The following is a 13,949-nucleotide window of genomic DNA, read 5'->3' as shown; positions in this document are numbered from 1 at the left end:
ATCAGCAGCCGATGAGGCGGCCCGCCAGGTAGGACTCCAGCTTGTCGATCGCGATGCGCTCCTGCGACATCGAGTCGCGCTCGCGCACCGTCACGGCCTGGTCCTCGAGCGAGTCGAAGTCGACCGTGACGCAGTACGGCGTGCCGATCTCGTCCTGACGGCGGTAGCGGCGGCCGATCGCCTGCGCGTCGTCGAAGTCGACGTTCCAGTGCTTGCGCAGGGTGGCGGCGACGTCCTTCGCCTTCGGGGTCAGGTCGGCGTTGCGCGACAGCGGCAGCACCGCGACCTTGAACGGCGAAAGCCGCGGGTCGAGCTTGAGCACCACACGGGTGTCGGTGCCGCCCTTGGCGTTGGGCACCTCTTCCTCGTGGTAGGCGTCGACCATGAAGGCCATCATCGACCGGCCGACGCCCGCCGCCGGCTCGATGACGAACGGCCGGTACCGCTGGCCCGTGGCCTGGTCGAAGAACGACAGGTCCTGGCCCGAGTGGTTCGAGTGCGTCGTCAGGTCGAAGTCGGTGCGGTTGGCGATGCCCTCGAGCTCGCCCCACTCCTGGCCGGCGTTGAACGCGAAGCGGTACTCGATGTCGACGGTGCGCTTCGCGTAGTGCGAGAGCTTTTCCTTCGGGTGCTCGAAGTGGCGCAGGTTCTCGGCCTTGATGCCGAGGTCCTTGTACCACTTCGTGCGCTCGTCGATCCAGTACTGGTGCCAGGTCTCGTCTTCGCCCGGCTCGACGAAGAACTCCATCTCCATCTGCTCGAACTCGCGCGTCCGGAAGATGAAGTTGCCCGGCGTGATCTCGTTGCGGAAGGACTTGCCGATCTGGCCGATGCCGAACGGCGGCTTCTTCCGCGTCGTCTGCTGGACGTTGGAGAAGTTCACGAAGATGCCCTGCGCGGTCTCCGGGCGGAGGTAGTGCAGGCCCTCTTCGGACTCCACCGGGCCGAGGTAGGTCTTCAGCATCATGTTGAAGTCCCGCGGCGCGGTGTACTTGCCGCGCGTGCCGCAGTTGGGGCAGGGCACGTCGGACAGGTCGTCCTCGGTCGTCGGCTTGCCGCTGCGCGCCTCGTACTCCTCGGCGAGCTGGTCGGCGCGGAACCGCTTGTGGCACGACAGGCACTCGATCAACGGGTCGGTGAACACGTTGACGTGGCCCGAGGCCACCCACACCTGGCGCGGCAGGATCACCGACGAGTCGAGGCCGACGACGTCGTCACGGCCCTGCACGACGGTCTTCCACCACTGGCGCTTGATGTTGTCCTTGAGCTCGACCCCGAGCGGTCCGTAGTCCCACGCCGAGCGGGTACCGCCATAGATCTCGCCGCTGGCGAAGACGAAGCCCCGGCGTTTGCACAGGCTGACTACGGTTTCAATGGTGTTCGTGGGCACTCCACGCTCCGGAAAGCTTGCGGGGACGGTCATCGGACTGGAAGGTCCAGGGTATCCGCCGGGGCTCACCGCTTTTCGCCCAGGTGAGCCTACGGCCGCGTCACCAGCGACGCGGTCACGACGCGGTTGTCCTCGTACCCCTCGCTGCCGCCGACGTACTCGCCGCCGCAGGTGACCAGCAGCAGCTTGTGCGGCCCGTCCGGATCGAACAGCTGCTCGGACCGGCCGGCGAGTTCCGACTTGTGCACGGTCTCCGCGGCATCGATCCGGTAGACCCAGTGGCCGCCCGCGGCGTCGGTCAGCTTGACCTCCTGCCCCGGCTTGACCTGCCAGAGTTCGTTGAACGGGCCCTTCTTGCCCTTCCAGTTCACGTGCCCGGACAGCAGCGCGACGCCGTGGTCGGCGCCCAGCCTGGACCCCCACCAGGCGGCCTCGTCGAGTCCCTCCGGGATCTTCAGCGCGCCCGCGGCGTCCAGGTCCTCCTGGATCAGCTTCGCGGTGCCGCCCCCGGGCAGGGACAGCTGCGCGGGGTCGCTGCCGGTGTCCTGCCGGGTGCTCTGCGGCGCCGGCTGGTTCGCGGCCGCTACGGGCGCACCCGTGCCGTTCGCGACGGCGGGTTCATCCTTTCCGGTGAACACCAGCAGGGTCGCGACCAGCGCCGCGACCACGAACGCCCCGGCGACGCCGACGATCCACCAGCGGCCGGAGCCCTTCTTCGGCTCCGCCGGGTTCCGCTCCTGCATGTGCTTGTGCTCCTTCGCTGTCGTGGCCAGTGCACAGACAGGCATGCCGCGAGCGGCGGCGGAGGTTGCACCGAAAGTGGATCAGCCGGTGGGGCGCGTCACCAGGGTGGCCGTGACCAGGCGGTTCTCGTCGTAGCCTTCGGTGCCGCCGACGTAGTCGCCCCCGCAGGTCACCAGCACCAGCCGGTGCGGGCCGTCCTGCCCGAACCACCGGGCGGCCTGGGACGGCAGCGTCTCCTTCGGCAGCGTGACGACGTCGTCGACGCGGTAGACCCACCGGCCGCCACGCGCGTCGACGACGCTGACCTCGTCGCCGTCGCGCATCCGCCACAGCTCGTCGAACGGCCCACGCCGCCCCTCCCAGTTCACGTGCCCGGACAGCAGCGCCGCGCCGCGGGCCGCGCCCAGCTTGGCGCCCCACCAGGCGGCGTCGCCGAGGCCGCGCGGGATCGGCAGCACGCCGGTGCCGGTGAGTTCGGTGCGGACCAGGCGGGCGGTGGCGCCGCCGGGCAGCCGGACCGTGCCCGGCCGCTGCTGCGCGGCGGACTGGCTGTCCGCGGGGAGCACGGCGGGGGCCGCGTTCTCCCCCGGCAGCGCGCCGGGCGGGGGTGCCGCCGCCATCGGCGTGGTGGACGGCGGCAGCCAGGTCAGCACGACGATCCCGGCCGCGAAGGCGGCCACGGCCAGCGCCGCCGAGACGGCGGCCAGCGCGGTGCGCAGCACCTAGCCCGTCCCGGTCCTGCGCCGCCTGCCCAGCAGCAGGGCGACCGCCGCGAAGAACACCCCGCCGAAGAGCAGGCCGAGGCCGAGCGGAACGCGGGAGCCGTCACCGTCGGTGGTGGGCGCGGCCGCGCCCAGGTAGCCGGCCGGGACCTGCGTCGGCACCGCGGCCTGCGTGGCCGTCGGGCCGCCCGCGGGGGCGGCGGCCTTCGCGACGAACCCCTTCGGCACCGAGCAGCTGACCCCGCCGAGGACGATGCCGGTCCGCACGTCCTGCAGCGCGACACCCTGGGCGTCCTTGACGTGGGTGGTGATCTCGACCCGCCAGCCGGCGACGGCGGTGAAGTCGCCCCCGCGCCAGCCGTCCTGGCGGATCAGCTGGTCGAACGCGGCGACGCGGGTCAGTTTGAGGTCGGAGACCGTGGTCGCCCGGTCGGCGTTGGTGATGTCACCGGGCGGGCCGAGCCGCAGGTTCTTCAGCTGGAGACCGGCGTTGCCGCCGGGCACCGGGACGATGCCGAGCGCGCCGCCGGCCTGGCGCACCCACAGCCGGGCCACCGACGAGGTGCCGGAGAGCTTGGCCGGGCCGGTGCAGTCCACCGTGGTCTTGGCGCCTTCCAGCACGAGCACGGTGTTGTCGGCCGGCTTGGTGCCGCCCTGCCAGTTGTCCCGCAGCGCGTAGTTGGTCTCCGCGGTGGCGGTGGGCACGGTGGTGGCCTGCAACGCGGCGAAGACGTTGTGGTCCCGGCTCGCGATGCCCGGCGGGTACGGGTTCTGTGACGCGCTGTAGCGGCCGAGGTCGATCTGGTAGTGCCCGCCGAAGGTGGCGCGTTCGCCGTCGTCCTTGGGGACCGAGACGCGTTCCGGGCCGAGCTTCGACTGGCCGGGCAGCAGCGGCGAACGCTGCGTTTCGGTGATCAGGGCGCCCCCGCGCTGGCCCTCGTCCCCGATCCGCACCGAAGCGATGTTCGCGAACGAGACCGGGCCCGCCTTCTCGTCGACCGCCTGCGTCTGCGCCCCGGCGACACCGGCTCCGACCAGCGGGAACACCACGGCCGTCAGCGCGGCCGCCTTCGTCACGAAACGCCTCATGTCTCCCCACTGCTCTGCTCGGGCGGGTCGCCGACGTAGGAAAAGGCGACGAAACGCTCCGCAATCACCTTGCACCGTCGGCCACCCCATGCGAAGCCGCAGAGCCAATATCCCACGAACTCACCCGAACGGGGTAACACGACCGGCCGTACTTCGCAGCTCGGCGCCGAGGCGGGGCTCCCGGACGAGGGAACACTAGGATGGGCGGGACCGTTATCGGCAATGACTACGGAATTCATGGTCGCGGGCGGTGCGACGAGCAGCGTGGAGGCGGTAATGGCGACGGTGACCGGGAGTGGCGCCCAGCCGGGGCTCGCGGAGTGTCCCCCGGCGTCCCCGGCGGCGCCGGCCCACCCCTCGCCGTCGGTGCTGACCGACGCGGGCGACCTGCTGCGCGCGCTGGCGGCGCCGGTCCGGATCGCGATCGTGCTGCAGCTGCGGGCGGCCGACCGGTGCGTGCACGAGCTGGTCGACGCCCTCGACGTCGCACAGCCGCTGATCAGCCAGCACCTGCGGGTGCTGAAGACGGCCGGGGTGGTCCAGGGCGAGCGGCGCGGCCGCGAGGTCGTCTACCGGCTCGCCGACGACCACCTGGCGCACATCGTCGTCGACGCCGTCGCCCACGTGCAGGAAGGAAAGCCATGAACCCCGCCGCGTCGCGTAGCCAGGCCCCGGTGCCCGGGCGCCGATCGACCCGGCAGCGGGCCGCGGTCGTCGAGCTGCTGAGCACGGTCGACGACTTCCGCTCCGCCCAGGAACTGCACGACGAGCTGCGCAAACGCGGCGACGGCATCGGCCTGACGACGGTGTACCGCACCCTGCAGTCCCTGTCGGAGGCCGGCGAGATCGACGTGCTGCGCACGGACTCCGGCGAGGCGATCTACCGCCGCTGTTCGGCGCACCACCACCATCACCTGGTGTGCCGCCTGTGCGGCCGCACGGTCGAGGTCGAGGGCCCGGCGGTCGAGCGCTGGGCGGAGAAGATCGCGGCCGAGCACGGCTTTTCGGAGATCTCCCACACGGTGGAGATCACCGGCACCTGCGCCGAGCACTGACCCGGCGGGCGTACCCCGACGGCCGGCTCGCGTACCTGAACGGCCGGCTCGCGTACTTGAACGGACGACACGGCTGCGCTCAGGTTCGCGGTGCCGCGGGCCAGGCGATTTCGTCGATGGCCAGCCACGGGGCCGTGGCCAGTGCGGCCGGGGTCAGGCCCGCGATCGCCTTCGACTCCCGGTGGAGGTGGGACTGGTCCGCGTAGCCGCTTCGGGCGGCGACCGTCGCTGCCGGGTGGCCCGCCGCCAGGAGGTGAGCCGCGTGGTCGAACCGGACCAGCTGGGCCGCACGTTTGGGTGTGAGACCGAGCTGCGCGCGGAAGCGGGACCACAGGCGTTTGCGGCTCCAGCCGACCTCCTCGGCCAGGCCGTCGATCCGCACCCGGCCGCGGGCGGCCAGCGTCCGGCGCCACGCGTGGGCGACCTCCGGCTCCACCCGCGGCGCCGCCGCCATGCGGCGGGCGAGGACGTCCGCCGTGATGGCGAAGCGTTCGTCCCAGGTCGGGGCCGCGCGCAACCGCTCTTCGGTTCGCCCGGCGTCGCGTCCCCAGACCTCCTCCAGGGTGGCCACCGTGCCGGTGAGCTCGGCCGAAGCACCGAGCACTGCGGTCGCGACCGCCGGGGACAACCGGATCTGGAGGCACTCGCCCTCGCGCCCGCCGGTCCGGAGGCCGCCCGGGAGGAGCCCGGCGACGAAGCTGCCGTGCCGGGACGTCCCGGCGGCCTCGCGGAGGAGGCCGCCGGTCTCGCTCAAGTCGAGGAACAGCGCCACGGACGGGTGCGCGACCATCGCGATGGCCGCGCTCCCGCGGACCCGCTGGCGGAACCCGGCCATCGCGACCCCCGGCAGCCGGCTCTCCGGGCGCGGCACGGCGACGTCCACGTCCGCCCACGTCCAACCGGTCACGTACGCAGCTTAGGCGGGCGCGGTGTCTTCGGCGGCCGCCAAGAAACGCAGCATGAGGTCGCTGGTCGGCTCGGGAGCTTCGAAGAGGGGGATGTGCCCGACGCCGGGGAGCAGTTCGACGCGGGCGCCCGGCACCGCGTCGTACTCGTGGGCCGACCGCGGATCCCAGCGGGGGTCCGCGGCGCCGAAGACCACCAGCACGGGCCGGCCGAGACCGGCGAGACGAGCGGGGACGCTCCGCTCGGCGACGTACGCGGTGTGGTCGCGCAGGATCTTCCGGAACGTGCGGTAGGCGATGTTCTTCAGATCGGCGACCGCGTCGTCCGGGACGGTTACCGGGCGCGCGGTCGTCGCCTGGATTCCCTTGCGGATCACCGCATCCGAGCGCAGCGACCAGAGGAGCGGACCGAGCGGCGGGGCCAGCAGGGCCCGGACGAGCCCCGGCTGCGGCAGGAGCGCGCCGAGGCTCGGGCCGGTGCTGACCAGCGTCAGCGACCGCACCAGGTCGGGGCGTTGTTCCGCGAGCGACGTCGCGACGAAGCCGCCGCTGGAGTGCCCGGCCACCGCGACCTGCCGCAGCCCGAGGTCGTCGAGCAGCGCGGCGACGCGGGCGGCTTGCCCGGGCACCGCGTACGACGGCGCGGGCGGGGATTGGCCGCACCCCGGGAGGTCGACCCGGATGACGTGGTGGCGGCCGGCGAGGACGCCGGCCACCGGACCCCAGAAAGCGCTCGAAGCACCCGACCCGTGGAGGAGCACCAGGGGCGGCGCCTGCCGCGGACCGTCGTGGACCACGTGCATCCCCTGCGCGTACGTACTGTCGTGAACACCCATACGCCGGACGGTAGGGCTCGGCCGGCCGGCCGTCTTGGACGAATGTCAGTACTCGTACGGGTCCTTCGGGGCGGGGACCGTGGTCACCGAAGCCGGGGTGAAGTCCGGTGTGTAGCTGTTGGTCTTCGTCGCCGTGCCCGGGACCACCTGGCCCGTCACCCGGATCCAGGCGTCGCTCGCGAGGTGGTCGGCTTCGCCGCCGCGGAGGCGGACCGTCACCGGGAACGCGTCCGCCGCGCAGCAGCTGATCACCAGGCGGGCCAGCAGCGTGCTGCCCTCGGTGTGCACGACGAAGCCGGTCAGCGAAACCGTGCGGCCGTCGAGCGTGCCCCCTTTGTCCCAGCCCGCGCGGCTGACGAACTCGTTCACCGTCAACGGCACCACGTTCCCCGCCGGCAGCGGAGGGAACGCCACTGCGTTGGCCGCCGCCGCGCTCGCCGGGACCCGGGCTTCGGTGCGGATCACCGAGTCGGCGCCCAGCGCCGGTGGAGCGACCAGGAACACCGCCAGCACCGGCACCAGCAGCAACCAGGCCGGTCGGGCCGAGTGCGAGTGGCCGTCGTGGCCGGACGGCACGGCCGTCCGCGCCGCCACGAGGTCGCGCACGATCGCGACCGCGCCCAGCAGCACCATCACCGCGCCGCCCGCGATGATCCACGGCTGCTGCGCCGGTTTGACGTACCGCAGGTAGTCGCCGTTGACCGCGATCTTGACCAGCGCCCCGCCGAGCAGGATGAGCAGGATGTTCTGGGTTTCCCGTTTCACACGACCCCCACCAGGAATCCGGCCCCGATCGCGCAGGCCACCGCCACCACGAACGTCACGGGGGCGAACCGCACCGCGAACGACCGGCCGAACGTGCCCGCCTGCAGGGCGAACAGCTTGACGTCCACCGCCGGGCCGACGACCAGGAACACCAGCTTCGGCAGCAGCGGCAACGCCGTCAGCGACGCCGCGACGAACGCGTCCGCCTCGCTGCACAGCGCCAGCACCACCGCGAGCACCGCCATCACCACCACACCCAGCACGAGCTGGTCGCCCAGCACCCCGAACCACTTCGCCGGCACCAGCACGTTCAGCGCCGACGAAATCAGCGCACCCAGCACCAGGAAGCCGCCCGCCTCGACCAGGTCGGTCCGCGCGGTCTCGGCGAACACGCGCCACCGCTGCCCGCCGGCCACGTCCGGAAGACGGCGGAGCGCACGCGAAGTGATCCACTCGAGCTTGCCCCAGCGGGCCCACAGCCAGCCCATCACCATCGCGGTGGCCAGCGAACCGGCGAACCGCGCCAGCACCATCTCCGGCCGGCCGGGGAACGCGACCGCGGTGGCCACCAGCACCACCGGGTTCACCGCCGGCGCCGCGAGCAGGAACGTCAGCGCCGCGGCCGGGGCCACGCCCTGCCCCATCAGCCGCCGCGCCACCGGCACCGAAGCACACTCACAGCCCGGCAGCGCGACTCCGGCCAGCCCGGCGACGCCGACGGCCGCACCGGCTCGGCGGGGCAGCACCTTCTCCAGCACGCGGGCGGGCACGAACGCGGCGATGGCCCCGCTGATCAGCACCCCCAGCACGAGGAACGGCAGGGCCTGCACGCAGACGGCGACGAACACGGTGGAGCCGGTGCGCAGCGCGGGCACGTCGAACAGCTGCTGCAGCCAGCCCTGACCGAGGATCGCGATCAGCAGGATCGCGCACAGCACTTCGACCGAGCTGATCCGGAACCGGCGCGTACGCCGGCCGGGCTCGGCCTCGGTGTCGGAAACGATGTTCACGACGGCGATGATGCCAGGCCGGTCCGGCACGACGAGACCCGCACGGTCCGCGAACGGAGGATCACGGTCCGTTTCGGCCACCGATCTTCCGTTCGCGACCGGATGTCCACCCCGGACGGGTCAGTCGCCGGGGACGATTCCGGGCAGATCGGTCCGCAGCTGCGAGGCCGTCGACACCACGAGCATCAGCAACGTGCCGAGCGCCGCCGCGTCCAGCCCGGCCGCCGGGAACGCGTACCGCAGCGTCACGTCCACGCCGTTGTCCGAGTGCCCGATGCCGAGCGTCCCGAACAGACCCTGCCCCGCCCGCTCGGCGACGGCGATCGACAGTTCGGGCGCGTCCGCCAGGTCCCAGCCGACCACGCACGTCAGGGTGAGCACCGTGAGGCCCTCGCCGAGCCGGGTCGCCTGGATCACGCACGGGACGCCGCCGTGGGAGAAGGTCAGCGCGCCGTCGTCGTCGACGTGGACCTCGAGGAAGCGCTCGAGAGCGCTCTTCGCCTGCGTCAGCAGCTCCGCGGTTTCGGCCGCTTCGGTCGCGCTCATGACGACGCCTGGTCGACGGCGCCGCCGAAGCGGCGATCCCGCTTCGCGAATTCCAGGCAGGCCCGCCACAGGTGGGTCCGGTCGAAGTCCGGGAACAGCGTGTCCTGGTAGACCATCTCGGCGTAGGCCGACTGCCACAGCAGGAAGTTCGACGTCCGCTGCTCGCCCGAGGGCCGCAGGAACAGGTCCACGTCCGGCATGTCCGGCTGGTAGAGGTACTTGCCGATCGTCTTCTCGTTCACCTTGTCCGGGTTCAGCTTCCCGTCGGCGACGTCGCGCGCGATCCGCTGCATCGCGTCACCCAGCTCCGCGCGGCCGCCGTAGTTGACGCACATGGTCATGTTCAGCGCCGTGTTGTGCTTGGTCTTCTCCTCGGCCGCCTGCAGCTCCTTGATCACCGACGCCCACAGCTTCGGCCGCCGCCCCGCCCAGCGGATGCGCACGCCGATCGAGCCGAGGTAGTCGACCTGGCGGCGGATGGTGTCGCGGTTGAAGCCCATCAGGAACCGCACCTCTTCGGGGCTGCGCTTCCAGTTCTCGGTCGAGAACGCGTACACCGAGAGCCACTTGACGCCGAGCTCGACCGCTCCGCTGGCGACGTCGATCATCACCGCTTCGCCGCGCTTGTGGCCCTCGATCCGCGGCAGGCCGCGCTGGTTGGCCCAGCGGCCGTTGCCGTCCATGACCAGCGCGACGTGCTTGGGCACCAGCTCGCGCGGGATCTCCGGCGGCTTGGCGCCGGACGGGTGCGGATCCGGGGCCCGCAGCTCGGATCGCGACGCCCTGTTCTCGCGTCCCCTGCGCAGCACTGCGAGCCTCCCTGGATGGGTGAAACCGATCAGGCCCGACCCTACTGCCCGGACACCACCTATCTTTCGGGGGTTCGGGTGGCGGAGCCCCCGGCCCGGGGCGGAGCCCCGGATGTCACCTATCTTTCGGGGGTCCGGGTGGCGGAGCCCCCGGCCCGGGGCGGAGCCCCGGATGTCACCGTCGCCTCGCGGGCGCGTCGCTCGACCAGGGGCAGCGACCTCAGCTGTCGCTCCAGGTGCCACTGCAGGTGCGCCGCGACCAGGCCGCTCGCGTCGCGGCGGGTGCCGGGCAGGGTCGACTCGGCCAGCGGCCATTCGCCGTGCAGGAGGGCGATGAGCAGGTCCAGGACCTCGGGTGCGGGGTGCACGCAGCCGGGGATCCGGCACTCCTGGCACATCGAGCCGCCCGCGGCGATGCTGAACGCCTTGTGCGGGCCCGGCAGGCCACAGCGGGCGCATTCGGTGAGCGCGGGCGCCCAGCCGGCGTAGGACATCGCGCGGAGGAAGAAGGCGTCGAGCACGAGGGAGGCGTCCCGCTCCCCCGCAGCGAGCGACCGCAGCGCGCCGACGACGAGGAGGTACAGCTTGAGCACCGGCTCGCCCTCTTCGGCCGAAAGCCGGTCCGCGGTTTCGGCGATCGCACTGGCCGCGGTGTAGCGCGGGTAGTCGGCGACCAGCGGCAGCGCGAACGCGTCGACGGTCTCGACCTGGGTGATGACGTCGAGGGTCCGTCCGGTGTAGAACTGCACGTCGACGTGGCCGAACGGCTCCAACCGGGCCCCGAAGCGCGACGAGGTGCGTCGCACGCCCTTCGCGACGGCGCGGACCTTGCCGTGCCGCCGGGTCAGCAGGGTGACGATCCGGTCGGCCTCACCCAGCTTGTGCGTGCGCAACACCACCCCGGTGTCGCGGTAGAGGTTCACCACCCCGACATCGTCCCACTTCGGGGCGACGCCGGGGTGGACCGGCCCGGGTTCGGCGACCGCGGCCTCAGGAGACGCCGTACACGATCAGCGGGACCAGGAACGCGAACAGGAACAAGACGCAGCCGAAACCGCCCAGGATCGAGGACACCAGGCAGAGCGTCTTGGTCGTCCGCGACGCCTGCTCCGCCATCATGTAGTTGCCCTGCATCTTGTACGTGCCGACCTCGTTGGACTTCATGATGGCGAAGATGCCCAGGATGAGGCCCCCGAGGAAGAGCGAGGCGATCGCCCAGCCCTTGTAGTCCTTGATCTGGTTGATGTCGCCACCACCGGGCATGCCGTACCCGGGGGCGCCGTAGCCGCCGGTGGGCGGCTGCCCGTACGGCGCAGGCTGGCCGTACGGCGCCTGCCCGTACGGCGCGGGCTGGCCGTAGGGCGCGGGCACACCGCCGGACGGCGGGCCGTAGCCGGGCTGCTGCGGCTGCTGGCCGTAGGGCTGCTGCTGCCCGTAGGGATTGGTCATGAACTTCTACCCCAACTACTCGTGAACTTCCGCCGGGCGACCCCGGCGGTGGTGCGGAAACCGGATCAGCGCTGCGGCGGCTGGTCGTGCGGCGGCTGCCCGAACTGGCCGGGCTGGATCTTCTGGGTCGCCTCGGGCTCGCCATGGGCGTCCGGACGCAGCATCTGGGTGCGCTCGGCCTGCTCGTCGAAAGCGCTTCCACCCTCGGAACCCGGGCGGAGCATCTGGGTGCGCTCCGCCTGCTCGTCGAAGGCGGCGCCACCCGGCGGCGGGGTCGGCGGCTGCTGCCCGAAGCCACCCGGCTGCGGGGGCTGCGCGAAGCCGCCGGAGGACGGCGGCTGGCCGAATCCGCCCGGCTGAGGCTGACCGAAGCCACCCGGCGCGGGCTGCTGCTCGAAACCACCGGACTGCGGCTGCTGGGGGAAACCACCGGAAGCGGGCTGCTGCGGGAAGCCACCGGACGGCGGCTGGCCGAACTGGCCCGGCTGCTGCCCCGCCGGCGGGTAGCCGCCGGCGAACGGCTGCGCGCCCGGCTGACCCACGCCGGGCTGGCCGAACGGCGCGGCCGCCGCGTCGTCGGCGTTGACCACGACCGTGCCGATGATCTTGTCGGCGAGGGTCTGGCTCTTGTCGTCCCACAGCGGCCAGAGCCAGCCGACGTAGCAGATGATGTTGTCGACGAAGTGGGCGAGATCGCGCACGAACGCCATGCCGGGGCCGACCGGCTGCCCGGTGTCCTCGCGGACGAGCTTGATCTTCGCGACCCGCTTGCCGAGCGACTGCCCGGTGTTGCCCTGCTGGATCCACCGGTTGTAGACGCACCAGCCGATCCACGCGAGCCCGCCGATCACGGCGAGCATCGAGAAGGCGTCGCCCCCGGCGAAGGCGAGGGGGGTCAGGATCAGGTACAGCAGGACGATGGGGCCGAAGTCGATGAGCCAGCCGAGGGCGCGCTGTCCCCAGCTCGCGTAGTTCCGCGGCGGGCCGAAGGGGTTGCCCTGCTGGCCGAACGGAGCCTGCTGCCCGAACGGAGCCTGCTGGCCGTAGGGCGCGGGCTGCCCGAACGGCGCCTGCCCCGGCTGCGGCTGCCCGAACGGCTGCTGGCCACCGGGCTGCTGCCCGAAGGACTGCTGACCGTAGGGATCGGTCATTGGGTCTCCCCCTCGATGGTCACTTCGCCGCACGCCCCGTGCGGAACCGTCCCGATGTACGGCGCGGTCCGCGGGAGCGTACTCGGTTCACCTTCGGCCGTGCCGCCCAGGCTTCAGCTGTCCGGGTGAACCGCACGCCGGTCCGACGCGGTGCGTGACGCACCGGTTCCCGACGGCCGGAGATCAGACGCGCAGGCCCGTGAACGGGGCGAACGGGAGGTTGCGGATGACGAACCAGACGACGAACACGATCGAAAACGCCAGCGGTGTCCAGCGCCAGTGCAGCCAGCTGTTCATCGCGCGGCCGCGCAGGCGCCCGACGGTCCACGCGGCCATGCTCCACGCGAACAGCAGCATGAAGCCGAACGACACGGCGTTGTAGTGCAGGGCCGCGGGAATGTTGCCGTGCATCAGGCTGTAGGCCATCCGCATGCCGCCGCAGCCCGGGCAGTCGATGCCGAGCAGCGCCTTGGTCGGGCAGACGGGCAGGAACCCGCCGGGGGTGGTCGGATCGCCGACCCAGACGGCCACGCAGCACACGCCGAGCCCGGCCACGACCGCGAGCGGCGGGGCGAGCGCCCGCAGCTTCTCCTTGGCGCCACGGGCCGGGACTCCCGTGTAGACAGTCGTCGCGGTCACGGCCGCCAGCCCACCGAGGAGATGCCGATCACCGTCAGCAGGACGAAGAAGATCACGTAGAGCAGCAGGAGGATCCCGAGCGAAATGGCCGACCACATCGCCCACTTGCGGGCGTCGTCCGCGGCCTTCTGCGCCTCGGCGTGGAAACCCTGGAACCACAGCGACTGCACCTGGCTGGACTTCACGATCGCGACCACGCCCAGGGGCAGGCAGCAGAGCACCGTGCTCAGGATCGCCCACACCATGTTGTTGTCCGGCGGTGGCCCGTAGTTCGGCGGCGGGTAGCCGTAGCCGTAACCCGGCCCGCCCGGGGGCGGGTAGGGCGGCGGGTACTGGTCGGTCACCGGGATCCTCCTACTGCTCGGCTACGTCAGTACGGCGACGTGGTCGTCTGCATGCTGAAGACACCCGCGGTGAAGAGGATGATCGCCAGCACGTTGAGCGCGACACCGACGATCGCGGCGATGATCGCCCACTTCTTGGCGGCGTTGGCCGCCTCCTGGGCGGCGGCGGTCTGGCCCTGCGCCCACAGGCTGTTGACCTGGGTGGACTTCACGATCGACACGATGCCGAACGGGAGGCAGCAGAGGATCGTGGTGAGGATCGCCCACACGAGGTAGTTGCTCGGGGGCGGGCCCGGCTGGTAGCCACCCGGCTGCCCGCCGGGGTAGTTCGGCTGCCCGCCGGGCTGGTTCGGCTGGTCGCCGGGGTAGTTGGGCATGCCCTGGCTGTCGGTCATGATCGGTTGTTCCCCTTCGTCGTACTCCAGAGACGACCACCGGATCCGCTGCCGCCCCGACCGGCCGCGGTGTGGTCGAAGCCGCGACTGTAGGGGGCGG

18 protein-coding genes are annotated in these 13,949 nt (G+C 71.9%); 2 read left to right on the top strand and 16 right to left on the bottom strand.

Annotated elements, in window-relative coordinates; genetic code table 11:
• Nucleotide 1: 1 nt before the first annotated feature.
• From AB0M80_RS15400 to AB0M80_RS15385, 4 genes are all read right to left on the bottom strand, one after another.
• Entirely contained in the window at nt 2–1,390 is a 1,389-nt protein-coding gene (locus AB0M80_RS15400; protein ID WP_364564307.1) for a glycine--tRNA ligase, read from the bottom strand.
• An 89-nt stretch (nt 1,391–1,479) separates the two neighbouring features.
• Entirely contained in the window at nt 1,480–2,133 is a 654-nt protein-coding gene (locus AB0M80_RS15395) for a class F sortase (RefSeq protein WP_364564305.1), read from the bottom strand.
• Between the two features lie 81 nt (nt 2,134–2,214).
• A complete protein-coding gene (locus AB0M80_RS15390) occupies nt 2,215–2,856 on the bottom strand; it encodes a class F sortase (RefSeq protein ID WP_364564302.1) in 642 nt (213 codons plus the stop codon).
• On the bottom strand, nt 2,857–3,945 hold the full coding sequence (locus tag AB0M80_RS15385) for a hypothetical protein (RefSeq protein ID WP_364564300.1): 1,089 nt from the start codon (nt 3,943–3,945) through the stop codon (nt 2,857–2,859).
• A gap of 276 nt (nt 3,946–4,221) precedes the next feature.
• Between AB0M80_RS15385 and AB0M80_RS15380 the strand changes: the two genes are divergently transcribed.
• Nucleotides 4,222–4,590: a metalloregulator ArsR/SmtB family transcription factor gene (locus tag AB0M80_RS15380; RefSeq protein WP_364564779.1), complete on the top strand. Its 369-nt coding sequence runs from the start codon at nt 4,222–4,224 to the stop codon at nt 4,588–4,590.
• Nucleotides 4,587–5,000 (top strand): transcriptional repressor, encoded by a 414-nt coding sequence (locus AB0M80_RS15375; protein ID WP_160703288.1) that lies wholly within the window; start codon nt 4,587–4,589, stop codon nt 4,998–5,000. The genes AB0M80_RS15380 and AB0M80_RS15375 overlap by 4 nt, the downstream gene beginning before the upstream one ends.
• Nucleotides 5,001–5,079: 79 nt before the next feature.
• Here AB0M80_RS15375 and AB0M80_RS15370 read toward each other — a convergent pair whose 3' ends face one another.
• The 12 genes from AB0M80_RS15370 to AB0M80_RS15315 all read right to left on the bottom strand — a co-directional run bounded on the left by AB0M80_RS15370 (nt 5,080) and on the right by AB0M80_RS15315 (nt 13,849).
• Nucleotides 5,080–5,907 carry a helix-turn-helix domain-containing protein gene (locus tag AB0M80_RS15370; protein ID WP_364564298.1) on the bottom strand — a complete coding sequence of 276 codons (828 nt, stop codon included), beginning with the start codon at nt 5,905–5,907 and terminating at the stop codon, nt 5,080–5,082.
• Nucleotides 5,908–5,916: 9 nt separating this feature from the next.
• A complete protein-coding gene (locus tag AB0M80_RS15365; protein ID WP_364564295.1) occupies nt 5,917–6,741 on the bottom strand; it encodes an alpha/beta hydrolase in 825 nt (274 codons plus the stop codon).
• A 45-nt stretch (nt 6,742–6,786) separates the two neighbouring features.
• Nucleotides 6,787–7,506 carry a TIGR03943 family protein gene (locus tag AB0M80_RS15360; protein ID WP_364564293.1) on the bottom strand — a complete coding sequence of 240 codons (720 nt, stop codon included), beginning with the start codon at nt 7,504–7,506 and terminating at the stop codon, nt 6,787–6,789.
• Nucleotides 7,503–8,516, bottom strand: a complete 1,014-nt coding sequence (locus AB0M80_RS15355) for a permease (protein WP_364564290.1) — start codon at nt 8,514–8,516, stop codon at nt 7,503–7,505. Before AB0M80_RS15355 ends, AB0M80_RS15360 begins: the two co-directional genes overlap by 4 nt.
• Nucleotides 8,517–8,636: 120 nt before the next feature.
• Complete coding sequence (locus tag AB0M80_RS15350) at nt 8,637–9,062, bottom strand: YbjN domain-containing protein (protein WP_364564287.1); 426 nt, start codon at nt 9,060–9,062, stop codon at nt 8,637–8,639.
• Nucleotides 9,059–9,871 (bottom strand): isoprenyl transferase, encoded by an 813-nt coding sequence (locus AB0M80_RS15345; protein ID WP_364564284.1) that lies wholly within the window; start codon nt 9,869–9,871, stop codon nt 9,059–9,061. Before AB0M80_RS15345 ends, AB0M80_RS15350 begins: the two co-directional genes overlap by 4 nt.
• A gap of 119 nt (nt 9,872–9,990) precedes the next feature.
• Nucleotides 9,991–10,797, bottom strand: a complete 807-nt coding sequence (gene recO, locus AB0M80_RS15340; RefSeq protein WP_364564282.1) for a DNA repair protein RecO — start codon at nt 10,795–10,797, stop codon at nt 9,991–9,993.
• A gap of 64 nt (nt 10,798–10,861) precedes the next feature.
• Nucleotides 10,862–11,320, bottom strand: a complete 459-nt coding sequence (locus AB0M80_RS15335; RefSeq protein ID WP_364564279.1) for a CD225/dispanin family protein — start codon at nt 11,318–11,320, stop codon at nt 10,862–10,864.
• A gap of 65 nt (nt 11,321–11,385) precedes the next feature.
• The gene (locus AB0M80_RS15330) at nt 11,386–12,471 is read right to left on the bottom strand and encodes an RDD family protein (protein WP_364564277.1); all 1,086 of its coding nucleotides are present in this window, start codon (nt 12,469–12,471) and stop codon (nt 11,386–11,388) included.
• 183 nt (nt 12,472–12,654) lie between these two features.
• The gene (locus AB0M80_RS15325; RefSeq protein WP_364564274.1) at nt 12,655–13,110 is read right to left on the bottom strand and encodes a DUF2752 domain-containing protein; all 456 of its coding nucleotides are present in this window, start codon (nt 13,108–13,110) and stop codon (nt 12,655–12,657) included.
• Nucleotides 13,107–13,454 (bottom strand): CD225/dispanin family protein, encoded by a 348-nt coding sequence (locus AB0M80_RS15320; RefSeq protein ID WP_364564271.1) that lies wholly within the window; start codon nt 13,452–13,454, stop codon nt 13,107–13,109. Before AB0M80_RS15320 ends, AB0M80_RS15325 begins: the two co-directional genes overlap by 4 nt.
• Before the next feature lie 26 nt (nt 13,455–13,480).
• Nucleotides 13,481–13,849 carry a CD225/dispanin family protein gene (locus AB0M80_RS15315; RefSeq protein ID WP_364564269.1) on the bottom strand — a complete coding sequence of 123 codons (369 nt, stop codon included), beginning with the start codon at nt 13,847–13,849 and terminating at the stop codon, nt 13,481–13,483.
• Nucleotides 13,850–13,949 lie beyond the last annotated feature (100 nt).

It is taken from the genome of Amycolatopsis sp. NPDC051045 (assembly GCF_040682955.1).
Lineage (GTDB): Bacteria > Actinomycetota > Actinomycetes > Mycobacteriales > Pseudonocardiaceae > Amycolatopsis.
Note: the sequence above shows the minus strand (reverse complement) of the source record. Positions and strands in the feature narration are given on the sequence as shown.